Annotated in this window: 13 protein-coding genes and 1 pseudogene; 5 read left to right on the top strand and 9 right to left on the bottom strand. The window is 63.9% G+C overall.

Annotated elements, in window-relative coordinates:
• Positions 1–25 precede the first annotated feature (25 nt).
• From ACV229_RS16640 to ACV229_RS16600, 9 genes and pseudogenes are all read right to left on the bottom strand, one after another.
• Entirely contained in the window at positions 26–1,867 is a 1,842-nt protein-coding gene (locus ACV229_RS16640) for a DUF1302 domain-containing protein (RefSeq protein ID WP_448084202.1), read from the bottom strand.
• Positions 1,868–1,945: 78 nt separating this feature from the next.
• A complete protein-coding gene (locus tag ACV229_RS16635; RefSeq protein WP_448084201.1) occupies positions 1,946–3,310 on the bottom strand; it encodes a DUF1329 domain-containing protein in 1,365 nt (454 codons plus the stop codon).
• 379 nt (positions 3,311–3,689) lie between these two features.
• On the bottom strand, positions 3,690–4,103 hold the full coding sequence (locus ACV229_RS16630; protein ID WP_448084200.1) for a RidA family protein: 414 nt from the start codon (positions 4,101–4,103) through the stop codon (positions 3,690–3,692).
• A 17-nt stretch (positions 4,104–4,120) separates the two neighbouring features.
• Positions 4,121–4,954, bottom strand: coding sequence for a phytanoyl-CoA dioxygenase family protein (locus ACV229_RS16625; protein WP_448084199.1), 834 nt, complete (start codon positions 4,952–4,954; stop codon positions 4,121–4,123).
• Positions 4,955–5,245: 291 nt separating this feature from the next.
• Entirely contained in the window at positions 5,246–5,905 is a 660-nt protein-coding gene (locus ACV229_RS16620; protein ID WP_448084198.1) for a TetR/AcrR family transcriptional regulator, read from the bottom strand.
• Positions 5,906–6,044: 139 nt separating this feature from the next.
• Positions 6,045–6,677 (bottom strand): hypothetical protein, encoded by a 633-nt coding sequence (locus tag ACV229_RS16615; protein ID WP_448084197.1) that lies wholly within the window; start codon positions 6,675–6,677, stop codon positions 6,045–6,047.
• Between the two features lie 34 nt (positions 6,678–6,711).
• Positions 6,712–7,368, bottom strand: a complete 657-nt coding sequence (locus ACV229_RS16610; protein ID WP_448084196.1) for a c-type cytochrome — start codon at positions 7,366–7,368, stop codon at positions 6,712–6,714.
• Positions 7,369–7,378: 10 nt separating this feature from the next.
• The gene (locus ACV229_RS16605) at positions 7,379–8,863 is read right to left on the bottom strand and encodes a flavin monoamine oxidase family protein (protein ID WP_448084195.1); all 1,485 of its coding nucleotides are present in this window, start codon (positions 8,861–8,863) and stop codon (positions 7,379–7,381) included.
• A 237-nt stretch (positions 8,864–9,100) separates the two neighbouring features.
• Positions 9,101–9,418 (bottom strand): annotated as a pseudogene (locus ACV229_RS16600) (hypothetical protein); the annotation flags it as partial.
• Positions 9,419–9,608: 190 nt separating this feature from the next.
• Here ACV229_RS16600 and ACV229_RS16595 point away from each other — a divergent pair.
• The 5 genes from ACV229_RS16595 (at position 9,609) to ACV229_RS16575 (ending at position 14,459) form a co-directional block, all read left to right on the top strand.
• A complete protein-coding gene (locus ACV229_RS16595; RefSeq protein ID WP_448084194.1) occupies positions 9,609–9,935 on the top strand; it encodes a thioredoxin family protein in 327 nt (108 codons plus the stop codon).
• A 21-nt stretch (positions 9,936–9,956) separates the two neighbouring features.
• Positions 9,957–10,376, top strand: coding sequence for a secondary thiamine-phosphate synthase enzyme YjbQ (locus ACV229_RS16590; protein WP_448084193.1), 420 nt, complete (start codon positions 9,957–9,959; stop codon positions 10,374–10,376).
• Positions 10,377–10,461: 85 nt separating this feature from the next.
• A complete protein-coding gene (locus ACV229_RS16585) occupies positions 10,462–11,178 on the top strand; it encodes a GNAT family N-acetyltransferase (protein WP_448084192.1) in 717 nt (238 codons plus the stop codon).
• A gap of 710 nt (positions 11,179–11,888) precedes the next feature.
• Positions 11,889–13,586, top strand: coding sequence for a M4 family metallopeptidase (locus ACV229_RS16580; RefSeq protein WP_448084191.1), 1,698 nt, complete (start codon positions 11,889–11,891; stop codon positions 13,584–13,586).
• 603 nt (positions 13,587–14,189) lie between these two features.
• Positions 14,190–14,459, top strand: a complete 270-nt coding sequence (locus ACV229_RS16575; protein WP_448084190.1) for a hypothetical protein — start codon at positions 14,190–14,192, stop codon at positions 14,457–14,459.
• Positions 14,460–14,587: the final 128 nt, after the last annotated feature.

Genomic DNA, 14,587 nt, shown 5'->3' with positions numbered 1-14,587 from the left:
GCGCCGTCTATCCCCGGGTCACCCGTCAGAAATTCCGGGTGACGAACACCCCGACGAAATTGCGATCGGCGTACGGCTGCCCGACCGAGTTGTGCCCGCCGAAGAACGTCGTGAAGTTGATGCCCGCCTGCCACTTGGGCGGATTCTGGTTGAACAGCACGTAGAGGTTCACCGACTTCGCGCCCTGCAGGTAATTCGCCGTCAGCGTCGGCGTGTAGCCATAGAGCCCGTCGGAGAACGTGATGCCGGGCGTCACCTGCCAGCCGTGAATCAGCGTGCCGTCATAGGTCCAGTTGAAGTCGATCGTCGCGCCCACCGAACTCGACGTGCCCTGCGCCATCGCGATCGGATAGCCGAGTCCCGAGTTGTTGTTCAGCCACGGGAAGTAGCCGGCTTGCGGCACCTGCGTGACCGTCTGCCCGTTGATCGTGCGCGTGACGCCGCTCGAACTCAGGCCCGGGTAGTAGATCCACGTCAGCTCCCACGTGAGCGCCGCCGAATCCGCGCCGAGCAGCTTCAGGAACGGATATTCGCTGCGCGTCAGCGCCAGCAGCCCGTTGATGTCGTACTGGAATTTCTTCTTGTCGACCCATTGCTGGCAGTTGATTCCCGCTACGCCGTTCGTGTTCAGGTCCAGCGGCCCGCCCGCGCCGTAGCAGCTCGACAGCGCGACCGCGTCGCGCGGCCGGTACGACAGCTCGGTGCCGATCGCCCAGGGCCCAAGCCCGAAGTTCGCGCTGACGCCGAACAGCTGGCGGCTGCCGAGATACGACCACTGCTCGGTGCCGTTGGCCAGCGACGACAGCACCGGAGACTTGTCCGTGTAGTTCTCGTAGTAGAACGCGAAGTTCGCATCGAATGAACGCGGCGAGTAGTTGAACTTCACGCCGAACTGCGGCCGGTACTTCGCGGGCAGGGTCGTCGTGACCGGCAGACCGATGTCGTTGAACGGCGGCCCCGCGAATGCGCCGTTCACGAGCCCATTCCTGATCGCGTTGAGCGTATCCTGATTGCCGGCTGCGCCGGGCCCGATCGCGTTCGCAATCGTGCCCGCGCTCGGGCCGGCCACGTTGAGGTTGTTCGTGTTGATCGTCAGCGGCTCCGCGCCGCGGCCGAGGCTGTTCGTCGTCGACCAGAACGAGCCGACCGGCGGGTAGCGGTTGCCGTTCCACTGGAACTGGTAATAGGCCTCGGTGCTGAACCCGTGCGACAGGTCCGCGGCAAAGCTCAGCATCGGCGCCGGCAGCAGCGCCTGCTTGAGCTGCGAACCCGGAATCAGCAGCTTCTGGACGTCGAGCGAGTTGGTTGCGTTGATGCCGCCCTGCGCGAACATGCTCTCGCCCCAGTTGATCACCTGGTTGCCGAGCCGCACATGCGCGTTGCGTCCGCCGATCGTGAAATCCTTCTCGCCCCACAGGTCGAGCAGTTGCGCGTTATAGACGACCTGCGCGGCCGCGGTGCTCGACAGCGGCGTTCTCGCCGTGTCCTTCGCGAGGAAGTCGTACATCCCCGTGCCGCGGACCATGAACTTGAGCCCTTCGCCCGGCATCTTCAGCAGCAGCTCGCTGGTCGCGCTGATGTACGTGCTGAACGCTTGCCCCTTGCGGTAGTTCAGGTCGCCGTTGTCGGCGAAGCCCCATTGGTTCGTGTTGGCCGCCGCGCCGCAGCCGTACGCGTTCGGGTCGCCGGTGAGCGAGCAGCTCGGGCTCTTGGTCCGAATCCCGGCGCCGGCCGTCAGGTTGGTCACCCACGAGGCCTGGACGGCGCCGTCTCCCATCGTGAACTCGTACCCATATGCGGTCGAGGTTGCCGCACCCAGCACGGCAATCGAAACTGTAGTATATCTAACTATCGTCTTCGCCTTCATCGCCCCACCTCATCCAGACCCGGATGCCGACGGCGCGTCCGCGCGCGTCGGCTCTATTTTTTATTTGTCCACCGACATTCAGCGTTCGCTGACCGATCTCAGCGATTCGGCGGTGAAGAAGTCGGACTTGAACCGCGGATCGTCGACCTTCTCGTACCAGCGAATGTCCTTGTCTTGACCGATCGGCGACGAATCGAGCACGTAACGTCCGTTGAGCAGGTCGTACTGCACGAACGGCTCGTTGTCGCAGGTGCCGCCCAGTTCATACACGGGGATCGGATAGCTCTCGCGCACCTTCCACAGCTTGCCCTGCGCGTCGTAGTCCTCGCCGACGAGCGCGAGCCAGCTGTCCTCGTCCAGATAGAACACCTTCTTCGACGCGACGTGGCGTGCAGACGGCTTGATCGTCGCCTCGACAACCCAGACGCGATGCACTTCGTAGCGGCGATGCTTGGCGGCGATGCCGTTCGGTGTCGCCACGTCGTGCAGCTTCGCATCGAAGTCGTACATGCCGAACGCGTTGTACGGCACGATCATGTCCTTCTTGCCCGCGAGCTTCCAGTTGAACCGGTCGATCGAGCCGTTGAACATGTTCGCTTCGTCGATCAGGTACTGGTTCTCGAAGCCGATCAGCGGTGCGTCATGCGTGTAGGCCGGCATGCGTCTTACGCGCCGCTGCCCCGGAAAGTAGTAGTACGTTTCCGATACCTTGTCGAAATACTGGCGCTGCACGAACGCCTGGCCCGCCAATGCGGCCGGCGAATTGGCCGTGAAGTACGCGGCGAGGCTGAGCTGGTCGACATCCTGCGGCGAGCTCTTGCCCTGCTTGCCCGACGGGAAATAGAAGACCTGCGGACCGATCGCGTCGATCCACTCGCTGCTGCCCGGGCGCGGCGAGATGGTCGTGACATCCAGCGGCCATTCGATGCCTTCGCCCCGATACCGGTTTTCGTAGTTCAGGATCGCTTCGGCACCGTTCTTCGGCTGCGGAAACGCCACGCCCGGCAGAACCGCCGACTGCACCGTTTCACCGTTCGACGCAAGCTTCGCCGCCGTCAGGTTCGCCTTCGAGTTCTGTTCGACGGCGTCCGGCAACTGGCATTCGCGGTGCGACGGGTACACGTCCATCCGGTAGCCCTTCTGCTGCTTGATCAGCGCGATCTGCCCCGGCGACAGCATGTTCGCGTACTTGTCGACATTGGCGGCATCGATCGAGTACAGCGGCTTCTCGTTCTTGTGCTTCCAGAAGTCGCCGCGAAACTTGCCGTACTCCCAGCCGGACTGCGACGCCTGCCGCCCGGCAAAAGCCGGCACGGCGCCGTCCTTGCTCGCGCCGCGTTCCGCGCCTGCCGGCGTGAGGTCGTCTGCGACAGCGCCTCCAGCCGCGACCAACAAGGCCGCTGCGATCGCGGACATGGCTCCGATTGTGTGCTTCCTCATCATGGTTCTCCTTCCGATTCCGCGTTCAATCGCCGGTCACGGACGAAACGCGTTCATTTCATTTCGATTGCCGGCTACCCGACTACGCCACTTGACGACTGCCCGTTGCCGTATCCCGGCGGATCGCGAAGCAAATGACCGAGTCCCTCGCTTCGCTTCAAGCCATATGCTCAGGACTGCGATTTTTATCGGCGGGTACCGCGCCCTGGTCGAACATGTGTTTCACTTCATAGGCGCTCCGTCTGTCCGCACGAGATTGCAACGGTATGCAACGGCGTTCGCGCAATGGGTAATGACCGACTGGCGGCGGCATCCTCGATGTGTCTCCTCCCCGGATGCCGCGCCGGCCGCGCTGCCCGAAAAGCGGCAGTGCGCGGCAGGCTCAGGCGCTGCCGGACCCGGCCACGGCCACAGCCCGAACCTCGACGCACAGGCCGGGCAGCGCCAGCTGCGTCACACCGACCGCGGTCCACGACGGATAGCGGTCCGGAAAGTACGCGTCCTTGACTGCCGAGAACGCCTCGGTTTCGCCCTGCAGGTTGGTGTGAAAAGTCGTCAGTTCAACGACGTCGGCAAGGCTCGCCCCCGCCGCTTCGAGAATGCCCTTCAGGCACTCGAACGCGATCCGCGCCTGCGCCTGTACGCCATTGGCGGGCTGCATGTCCGCGCCGATGCCGACCTGGCCGGATACCCAGATCGTGTCGCCTACGCGGGTCGCCGGCGAGAAGTGGTAAGCGTCGTACCACGCCTGGAACGGGGGCGGAACGATCGATTGCCGTTTGTTGGTCGATGCCATGTCAGGAACCTCTTTGATCAGACGAGTTGACGGAAACAGGGGGCGCGGAACGGATCGCCGGCCTTCAGCGACGCCAGTTCCTCAACGAACAGGATGCCCGCCGGCGTGAAGCCCGACATGCTCTGCTCGGGCAGCGGGCTGAAAACCGCGTCGTCGCCGAAGAAGCGCAACACGAGCGTGTGGCGATCAGGGAATTCGGCATCGACCGCGCCGCCGCCATGCAGCACGCCCGGGTGCAGCAGCAGCACGTCGCCCGGCTTCGTCGCCCACGAAATGATGTCGTAAGCGTCCGGATCGGCGCGACGCTCGGCTTCGATGTTCGGCAGCCGCGGCCAGACATCGCCGCCGTGCAGCGGATCGGTGGGGTCCTCGGCGTTCTGGAACGTCGTGCCGTCGTGGCGGATGCCGCGGTGCGAGCCGCGGACGATCTCCAGCGCATTGCGCTTCGGGACAGCCTCGAAGCTGATCCACGCGTTGCCGAAGTGCATTCCGTCCCACGGCAGGTACGACGTGTCCTGGTGCCACGGCGAACGCGCGCTCTTGCCGCCGTTCTTCAGGAACAGTTCCTCGGCGAAATACCAGATGTGCTGCGATCCCCACAGGTCGGCGAACAACTCGCCGAACGGCAGCGTTCCGACCAGCGCGTCGAGCCGTTCCTTCGCGTACGGGTTCGCGTTGTCGTTGTGCGATTTGTACTCGGTGCCGTCGAGGAGACTGGCGGCCATCGGTCCGGGATTTTCGATGCCCCAGTCGAATGCCGCCCGGCACTGCGCCAGTTGGTCCTCGTTGAGAAGGCCTTCGATGAGAACAGCACCATCCTCGGCAAAAGCCTTGCGTTTGGATTCATCCATTGCAGATCTCCTGATTCGTCAAATGGCAACCGGGTCGAGAACGCTTCCGGCTGGATCATTAGTAGAACATGTTGCAAATGTTAGGTCATGATGACAAAAGCAAAAACAGAAATGTGGACAGGGTATTCCCTTCCCTGTCCCGCCCCGGATCTCTGCACAGGAGGGGGCACCATCGACGCCGGCTCACGCAGGCGACCGGAAGCATCCGTTCAAGTCGGACGATTGACACACGGGACACGGCTTCAGCCGCTTACTTGCGTCCCAACGCTCCGGCCATCCAGCGAGCCGATTTCACGACACCGCACGCCCGTCACAATCGGGCGCGCGATTGAACACCGCATTCGCGAGGAAGCCGGCCAGCACCGCGTCGATCAGTTCGTCGGCCACACGCCCCGAATCCGACGCACGTTCGTCTGCACGACGGGACTGCGCACCGTCGCACAGTCCCATCAGGCCGAGCGCCAGCACCTCGGCGGGCAGCAACAGCGACAGCGACACGCCGGCGCGTCCCGCGAACGCGCGGCCACCGGCTGTCATCGGGTCGCGCCTTTCCCGCAGGAACGCGTCGAAATGGGCGCGAAACTGCGAATCGCGCGCCGCCTGCAGCTTCGCGTCCATCCACAGCAGGAACGGCTCGTGGCGGCGATAGCGCTGCCGGTAGTACGCGAGCAACGCCCTCTCCATCTCGTCGCGCGTGCCGCCCGCGTCGGCGATCCGCCGCAGCGCCGTCTCGACCTCGTCGTGATCGCGCTTGAGCAGCTCGAGCAACAGTTCCGTCTTGCTGCGGAAATTCGAGTAGAACGCGCCGCGCGTATAGCCGGCCGCCGCAGCGATATCCTCGACGCTCGCCGCGACGTATCCGTTCTTCGAGAAGATCGTGCGCGCGGCACTCAGCAGACGCTCGCGCGTCTGGTTCCTGCGCTGCGCCCTCGTCGGGATCGCCGGTCTCATGGGCGCGAACCCCGCTGCCGCCAGCGGCGATCCACCGTGCATCGATCGGTTTCCGTCATGATTAGGATATCTATTCTTTCAGGATACGACGGTTTCAGCTTTCGCAACGTTCGCCCCTCTTCGACACGCTCGATCCGAATTACGCGCGCTCCAACGCGCAATAGGCGTAGTAGATCGACGCGCAGAAGTACGACCACGTGACCAGCGCAAGCACGTAGAAGTTGAACACGATGTTGGTCGCCTCGCCCGGTATCTTGTAGAAGTCGTAGATGCAGGCAATGGCCAGTGAACCCGCCAGAGCGACGATCGTGGCCAGTGCATGGAATGTCTCTCGCGCGCGAAGCAGCCGTCTGACAAAGTAGGCGAGATAGATCGCCAACGCCGTCCACATTGCCACGTAGAAGTACGGCAGGATCCCGTCCAGGAAATCGGCGGTCACGAGGACGATCGTGCCGACGGTGGCGATCCCGAACAGGATCACGTCCTGGCGAACCGAGGGCTTGTATTGGTGCGTCACGGCCATCAGGCCGGCAACAGCGACAACCGGCATGCCGAACCCTCTGGAAAATGCGTCCAGGAAATGCGAGATACCGTAGGCAAACGGCGAGCCGGTCACGAAGAATACCAACGCATTCGAGGCCGAAAACGTCACGACCCACCACTCGAACCCAAGCAGGTAGTTTCGCTTCCTGACGAACTTCAAACCATAGATGCCCGTGGTCAATGCCAACAAGGCGGCGGAACAACAAAGACTGGCTGATCTGAGATCCATGACTAGACTCCTGAAACTGGTTGCATACGATTCGTCACTCTTTCGCCGGATTGACACTCGCCAGATAGCTGGCGATCGCCTTGCGGTCTTCCGGCGACATCGCTGAAGCGAGGTTCTTCATTGCGCCGGTGGCCTCGCTGCGCGTGCCGCCGGCAAACGCGTCAAGCTGCTTCACGAGGTAGTCGTACCCCTGCCCGGCGAGTCGCGGAAACTGGCCCTGGCCCATCAGCCGCGCGCCGTGACACGCGGCGCAGGTACCGCCCTTCACCAGTCCCTCACCGCGTGCCTGCAATCGGGGATCCGGCTTGAAGAAACGGTTCCCGGCGGCCGGCTGCCGCGCGTAGTAATCGGACAGGGCCTTGATGTCGGCGTCGCTCAGCGTCATCGCGAGCGGGCCCATGTTCGGATTGGCCCGTTGTCCGGTCGCAAAGTTGTGGAGCTGAGCCGCCACGTATTGGGCCGGCTGCCCGGCCAGGCTCGGATAGCCTTGATGGAGCGACGTGCCCTTGACGCCATGACAGCCCATGCACACGTCGGTCAGGTGCGGCCACGCGCCGCCGTCGGTCTCGTAGGCCTCGGCCGACGTCGTCACGTACCGCTGAAGGCGATAGAGATCGACGAGGCTCGGGCCGAAGACGACGAGCAGCACAACGGCAATCCCCGTGACGGAGAGCACTGCGAGTTTCTTCATCATTGCTCTCCTAGGCGCGACGCAGTGCGTTGAGCGCCTGAAGCGCGCCCTGATGGCCCGAGCGTACGGCGCCATCCATGTAGCCGGCCCAGATGGTCGCGGTCTCGGTACCCGACCAGATCAGGTTGCCGCACGGCGGGTGCAGCGCGTCGCCATGCGCGCTCCAGAAGCCCGGCGGGATGGCCGACACGCACGTGATCGTCCACGGGTCGACACGGCCCCAGTCGTGATCGTGGTAAGACACCGGGGACAATGCGTCGCGGCCCCACGCCTGCGCGTAGAACTCCGTCAGCATGCGCTTCGCCGCATCCGGCTCCGACGGGACCATCGCGTTCTCAATGAACGCGTTGATGATCCCGATTTCACCACCCGGCGGAGAATTGTCGTAGGCCCAGAGAATCGGTCCGCTGAACTGGAAGATGTGCCCGTTCAGCCCCTTGTCACGCCAGAACGGACGGCGGTAAACCATCGCCGTCTTGCGCGCCGGCGAATGCGCGGGCCATGCGCGCTGCAGTGCCGCACGTTTCTCCGGCAGCGACGGGCTGAACTGCACCTGATGACACAAGGACGGGTGGATGGCCACGATGACCTTCCGCGCACGGATCTCCGCATGGTCGGTATGCAGCGTGACGATCTCGCGATCCCAGTCGGCGATCCTGCGGACCGGGGTCGACAGACGCACCTTGTCGCCGAGCTGCAGCGCCATCTTGATGCTGAGAATTTGCGAGCCGCCGATGAACCGTGTTTCCTGCGCACTGTGCTTGATGGAATCGAGCTGCGCGTAGTCGCAATCGGCGGAATTGACCATCGACAGGAAATGCAGGAGCCCCATCCTGGCCGGCATCGTGCCGCCGGACAGCAGGCTCGACGTATTCCAGCCCATCCGGTCCCCGGGCTTGATGTCCTGTTTCGCGAACCAGTCGCCCATCGAGAGCCTGTCGAGCTCGCCGACCTGTGGCGAGGTCCACGGCGCACCGGACGGCACGTTCCGCGACAGCGCGCTGAGCTTCGTCCCGATCACCTCGTCAGTGCCAAAGGTCCCCTTCAGGTCGATCTCCGTTCGGCCATCGCCGCCGAGGATAACCGTCTTCCCGTCGTAGTAGCTCGGGAACGTGCCGACATCGAGTTCGCGGGCGAGATCCGCCACTGCCGTCTGCCCGGGGCCGATCCACTGCCCGCCGACTTCCGTGACATGCCCGCCCTCCACGTTGTAATTGAGCGTGCGGCCGCCGACACGGTCTCGCGCTTCGAGGACGAGAAAGGATTCGCAGCCGGCCAGGCGCAGGTCTCGCGCGGCGGTCAATCCGGCCAGCCCCGCTCCGATGATCACCACGTCGAGCACATCGCCCGGGATGCCCGCCGCACCAGCGACGCTCGCGTTTGCCGGCCGGGCGGCCAGCGCAAGACCGCCCACGGCAGCCGACGCACCGGCGTACTTGAGCCACTGCCTGCGCTGCATGTCGGCCGTGCTGTCTGGGGAAGACTTCTTTGCCATAGCTTCTTCGTTAGGACTGTGAAAGAAATCGCTGTCAGCGACCGATTGAGGCGGCACGCGACGGACGGTTGCTCAGGGTCGGGTCGTCACGCTGGCTTTCTCGCCGATCTAAACTAGCACATGATACAAAACATAGGTCACGATACCCAACTCGAGGGACGAAAAAAAAGACAGGGTATTCCCCTGTCTTCAGATGCCTGACGATTGCCTTTCAGCGCGAGCGGCTGCCGGCACGCACTAGGTTGCGGGCGGCTCCTGCGAAGCCGCGTTCGCACTCTTTCCGGTCGCGCGCGCGCTTGGCGGCGTCGCCGCTGCCGTCGGCGCAACGTCCGTCTCCGTCAGCCCGCCGTCCAGCGCCTTGTAGAGCGCGACGGCGTTGCCGAATTCGGCACGCCGCAGGTCCAGCAGCGCCTGTCGCGCGGCATACAGCTGCCGCTGCGAATCCAGCGATTCCAGCCGGCCTTCGACGCCCGCGCGGTAGCGCAGATTCTAAAGATTGGTACGGCGTTGGGCGCTGTCGACGACCCGGCTCTGCGCTTCGATCTGGCGGCCGAAGTCGTGAAGTACGCATTCGCTTACTCGACGGTTTTCGTGATGCATGCGAGGCTGATGTATTGCAGCAGCGTGAACCGGGCGGCATCCGACGCCGCATGCCCTTTTCCGCTAAAGTAAAACTGCAGGCCTCGATACGGCCACAATACACAGCCGGCTACGCAGTCTGCTTTTCAAAGCTCATATGGTCACAATGAAACCTCCGCAAGCCTACACCGCCGACGCGCCCACCCGAGCGGAAGTCGACGCACTCGCCGGTGCGACCGTCATCGAGTTCGGCACCAACTGGTGCGGTATCTGCTCAGGCGCGCAGCCCGCGATTCGGGACGCATTCTCGGCCCACCCGGCCGTTCGCCACCTGAAAGTCGAAGACGGTCCCGGCCGTCCGCTCGGTCGCTCGTTCCGGATCAAGCTCTGGCCGACGCTGGTGTTCCTGCGCGACGGCGTCGAAGTCGCGCGCGTCGTCCGCCCCGCCAACGCCACGCAGATCGAAACCGAAGGCTTCGCTGCGCTCGCATGAGCGCGGCGACCCGCAATGATCATGAAACAGGCTATTCAACACATCGCCATCGAAACGCGCGGTTGCGGCCTCGTCGAGTTCACGTCGCAAGTGCGCGCGTTCGTCGAACAGCAAGCAATCCGCACCGGCGTGCTCACCGTGTTCTGCCGGCACACATCCGCTTCGCTGCTGATCCAGGAGAACGCGGATCCGTCGGTGCAGCGCGACCTCGAGCGCTACTTTGCGGAACTCGCGCCCGAGGACGCATCGCGCTACGAGCACGACACCGAGGGCCCCGACGACATGCCCGCGCATCTGCGCACGGCGCTCACGCAGGTGCAGTTGTCGATTCCCGTCGAGCACGGGCGCATGGTGCTCGGTACCTGGCAAGGCATTTATCTGTTCGAGCATCGCCGCGCTGCGCATCGACGCGATATCGTGCTGCATCTGATCGGCGAGTGAACGCGCGGCGCAGGCGGATTCGCTGACGTGCAACGCCGCGACGCCGACGGCGCGTGACGGAAAACCTTCGATGCAGGAGCAATCGATGTCTGAAGCAGCAGCAATGAACGATACGAGCACCGACCATCCCCTCGACAAAGTCGTATGGAACGCGCTCACCAGCAAGCAGCGCCGGTTTGCACTCGGGGATGAGCGCGCGCTGCGGTTTCCGGCGGCCATCGCGCCCTTTGCGGCGATGGCCGATGCCAGTCCCGCATCCTTCGAAGCGCTGCGCGGATTGATCGACGCGCAGGGCCCGGTTGCTTTGGTCACGCCGGCCGAGCTCGTGCCCCCGGCCGGGTTCTCCGTCACCAGGCGTGCGACGCTGCTTCAGATGACCTGGCAAGGCACGCTCGACCCCGCAAGCGCATGGGAACACGTCAGGCTCGCCGAGGGTGACGTGCCGGAGATGGTCGCCCTGACCGCCGCGGCGCAGCCGGGCCCCTTTGGCCCGCGCACCATCGAACTCGGCGACTATCTCGGCGTGCGCAGCCAGGGCAGGCTGGCCGCAATGGCGGGCGAGCGCATGCGGCTCGACGGATATACCGAAATCAGCGCGGTCTGCGTGGATGCCGCGTTTCGGGGGCAAGGTCACGCGGCCGGGCTGATGCGGCTGCTGATCGCGGGCATCCGCGCGCGCGCCGAGACACCATTCCTGCACGTTCTCACGTCGAACCACGGCGCCATCGCACTCTACCGGACGCTGGGCTTTGTCGAACGGCGCGAAATGCATCTCGCGGTGCTCGAAGGGGCGAAGGCCTGACCGACCGACGCGGCGCGTGGCGGCCCACCGGCAACGTGACGATCGGGAACCCGGGTCGCCGTCGTTGATGGCGGTGCACGGGCGCGAGCAATAAACACTTCTTCAGCTGCAGCGGCTGCCTTTCCCCCCGCACGCTAGACCGGCGCGCAATCCGCGTGTCTGCGGATAGCCTCGGCATCCACCATTGACAACCAACGCGCCACCTCGTGTAGCGCGTTGTCGGACGCTGTGCCCTTTCATCTTTCCAGACATCCGCTGCCCATTCGGAAATGCAGGTCGTCTGAATTGGAAAACATCGCATGGTGGATTAACTGGATATTCAATAAACACCACCAACAATCAAAATGAATATTCAATAAACAAAAAATACGTCCGCCGCTATCGATTCGCGAGTGCGTCGTGCACTCCGCTTTTGCCGCACTGCCCCGGACGCAGCGTCACCGCACCTGTCGCATATCTCCCCCACACGCTCCACCGGCCCAATGTCGCCGGCACCCCAACAGGCCACACAAGATCGTTTCAGATTCCTCACCAAAGCCTGACTCGATTAACATCTCCACAAACAAATATTAATTTTTCGGTAAATATATTGTAAATATCAAAATTACCTCCTAGCATGGCTCTGCAGTTCGCGGCACCTCTGATGATTAATGTCTTTACCTAATGCATTTTCCGCGAATTACATATTCGTTCATTATCTGGGGGATTACATGAAGAAACTGTCTCGCCTGCTGTCCATCACTGCGATTTCCGTTGCCAGTCTCGGCGCATTTGCCCAAGCCGGCGACCAGCAGGCCGCGGTCGACCGGGCGTTGCAACTGATCCAGCAGAACCCGGCCGCCTTCAGCCTGGCTACCGGCAGTGCTGTCCGCACACTGAAGTTCGCGGCCGCGCAAGCGAGCGCGCCGGCGGAGGGTGACCAGTTCCAGGTACGCGACGTGATCGTCGATCCCAATGGCACTGAGCACGTGCGCTTCGACCGCTTCTACGCGGGCCTGCCCGTGGTCGGCGGCGACGTCGTCGTCCACTCGAGCCAGGGGCAGCTGAAGCAGGCGAGCGTGAGCCAACCCGCGCCGATCAATCTCGCCGGCAAGATCGGCAAGGTCGGCGACCGCTTCGTGGTACGAAACGCGCCCGACGTGGGCACGGTCGCGGCCCGCCGCGTCGCGTCCGCGCGCTTCGGCGCGGACGTGCGCCGCGTCGAGGGCCCGGATCTCGTCGTATTCGCGCGCGACACCGCACCGACGCTGGCCTACGCGGTGCGCGTGTATGGCAAGGCGACCGACGCGCACGGCGAAGCCGTGCTTTACTACGTCGACGCGCGCACGGGCAACGTGCTCGACGCGCAGGATCTGATCAAGACTGCCGCCGCGACCGGCACCGGACGTTCGCTCTACTATGGCAACCTGCCGCTGACAACCGACCAGACCGGCACGAACGCGTACCGGATGCTCGATCCGAATCGCGGCGGCGGCTCCGTCTACGACGGCCGCGGCCTGACCTCGGACGACGTCGAGCGGGCGACCGACCTGTCGGTTTTCACGAGCAGCACGAACGTTTGGGGGAACAACACGACCAGCGACCGGCAGACCGTCGCTGCCGACATCGACTACGGCCTCGCGCTGACTTGGGACTACTACAAGACTGCGCACAACCGCACGGGCATCTTCAACGACGGCCGCGGCGTGAAGAGTTACGCCCACGTGGTGTTCGACACCGGCAGCGGCACGACCGGCGCGAACGCGGCATGGCTGCCGTCGCACGTGATGGCGTACGGCGACGGCGATCCGGGCACGAGCCTGCCGAAGCCCGTCGTATCGGTCGACGTGGCCGGGCACGAGATGAGCCACGGCGTGACCGAGGCCACCGCGAACCTGAACTATTCGGGCGACGCGGGCGGCCTGAACGAGTCGACGTCCGACATCTTCGGCACGCTCGTGAAGTTCTACGCGAACAACCCGAACGATCCCGGCAACTACGTGATCGGCGCGCGCGTGGTGAGCGGCGGCCTGCGCAAGATGTACAAGCAGGATCTCGACGGCCGGTCGTACAGCTGCTATCCGTCCGGCGGCTTCTCGTGGTCGAATCCGCGCCACGATCCGCACTTCACGTCGGGCGTCGGCAACCGCTTCTTCTACCTGCTGTCGGAGGGCCCGGTGGTGCCGGCGACCGACACCGGCCTGTCGAAGAGTCAGCTCGTCTGCAACGGCGACGCCAGCTTCGGCGGCCTCGGCCGCGACAAGGCCGGCAAGATCTGGTACCGGACGCTGACCATATACCTGACTGCCAATTCCAGCTACCCGAGCGCGCGGCGCGCGTCGATCCAGGCGGCGAATGACCTGTATGGCGCGAATTCGGTCGAGAGCGCGACGGTCGCACGTGCGTGGAGCGCCGTCGGCGTGAACTGATGGCGCTGCGTGGGCGCGTTTTCGTCAAAGGTCTGACGATCGCACGGCTGGTTTTCGACCCGGACGAAAACGAACGAATTGAGGTCGAGCGTCGATAGGTCCAGGAACGGCAGGTGGCGATCGGCCGACTGCGGGTGCAGTCGGCTGATCAACGGACATTTCATCCGCGCGGCGAGACTGCGTGTTCGAGAAAGTCGAGGAAGTGCGCCCGTTCTTGGAGCCGGCCGAGTCTCCCTCCATTGATCCCACGTTCCACACCGACCCCGTATGCCGAGATCGTCACCGAACGACACCGTTGAACTCCTGAGCCGGCGGCATATAACACAATTGCAGTGTGTGCCTTCTCTGCGCGCGGGCTTTCAGCCCATGAGCGCACCCGCCCTGTGGCGCCCCTATCACGGGCGCACTATTCGTCAGCAGTTGAAGAACAAGTTCGGACAGCCCGCCCGACAGCGGGTGGCAGCCGATTGCTCCCGTTCGTCCCGATGACGTGAACCGATCTGCCTTTGGTGCTGGGAGCAGCGTTCCAAGCGGGCGTCCGGATAGGCGAACTGTCGGAGAAAAAGACTCAGACAACTGGCCCAACGTTGAAGGAGTCTCGATATGAAATCAGGTTTGATGTTGATGGCAGTCAGCGCTTTGCTTCTCGTGCCGGGCATCGCAAGCGCAAAGGACGTGCGGGCGGTTCCGTCGTACTCGCACCAGACGGTGCAGGATAGCGGTCTCAAGATGATGGACAACGCCAACGCATCCGCCCAAGCCGAAACGGACATGTCATATGGCGGATCTCCCGATACGGGGAACACGTCAAGCGGCTCACGCGCCCGGATTTGCAAGACCGGATCGCCATGCGGCTTGTACATTGGCCGCTGATGCATGAATGCCGCCGCACGGCGTGAAAACGGGGTCGCTTGTCCATCGAGGGTCAGGACAGGCGACCCGGCACGTGGGCCGAGGGTCAGGGGCGTTGGCCCGCTTCTGCCCGCCGCATCGTCGTCACA

The sequence above is a fragment of the Burkholderia sp. MR1-5-21 genome (genome assembly GCF_053427715.1).
This window is presented reverse-complemented; position numbering and strand designations above follow the sequence as displayed.

Bases quoted from the DNA above. Each gene is read 5' to 3' on its own strand.
- ACV229_RS16640 (WP_448084202.1), bottom strand. From the start codon at position 1,867: ATGAAGGCGAAGACGATAGTTAGATATACTACAGTTTCGATTGCCGTG.
- ACV229_RS16635 (WP_448084201.1), bottom strand. From the start codon at position 3,310: ATGATGAGGAAGCACACAATCGGAGCCATGTCCGCGATCGCAGCGGCC.
- ACV229_RS16630 (WP_448084200.1), bottom strand. From the start codon at position 4,103: ATGGCATCGACCAACAAACGGCAATCGATCGTTCCGCCCCCGTTCCAG.
- ACV229_RS16625 (WP_448084199.1), bottom strand. From the start codon at position 4,954: ATGGATGAATCCAAACGCAAGGCTTTTGCCGAGGATGGTGCTGTTCTC.
- ACV229_RS16620 (WP_448084198.1), bottom strand. From the start codon at position 5,905: ATGAGACCGGCGATCCCGACGAGGGCGCAGCGCAGGAACCAGACGCGC.
- ACV229_RS16615 (WP_448084197.1), bottom strand. From the start codon at position 6,677: ATGGATCTCAGATCAGCCAGTCTTTGTTGTTCCGCCGCCTTGTTGGCA.
- ACV229_RS16610 (WP_448084196.1), bottom strand. From the start codon at position 7,368: ATGAAGAAACTCGCAGTGCTCTCCGTCACGGGGATTGCCGTTGTGCTG.
- ACV229_RS16605 (WP_448084195.1), bottom strand. From the start codon at position 8,863: ATGGCAAAGAAGTCTTCCCCAGACAGCACGGCCGACATGCAGCGCAGG.
- ACV229_RS16595 (WP_448084194.1), top strand. From the start codon at position 9,609: ATGAAACCTCCGCAAGCCTACACCGCCGACGCGCCCACCCGAGCGGAA.
- ACV229_RS16590 (WP_448084193.1), top strand. From the start codon at position 9,957: ATGAAACAGGCTATTCAACACATCGCCATCGAAACGCGCGGTTGCGGC.
- ACV229_RS16585 (WP_448084192.1), top strand. From the start codon at position 10,462: ATGTCTGAAGCAGCAGCAATGAACGATACGAGCACCGACCATCCCCTC.
- ACV229_RS16580 (WP_448084191.1), top strand. From the start codon at position 11,889: ATGAAGAAACTGTCTCGCCTGCTGTCCATCACTGCGATTTCCGTTGCC.
- ACV229_RS16575 (WP_448084190.1), top strand. From the start codon at position 14,190: ATGAAATCAGGTTTGATGTTGATGGCAGTCAGCGCTTTGCTTCTCGTG.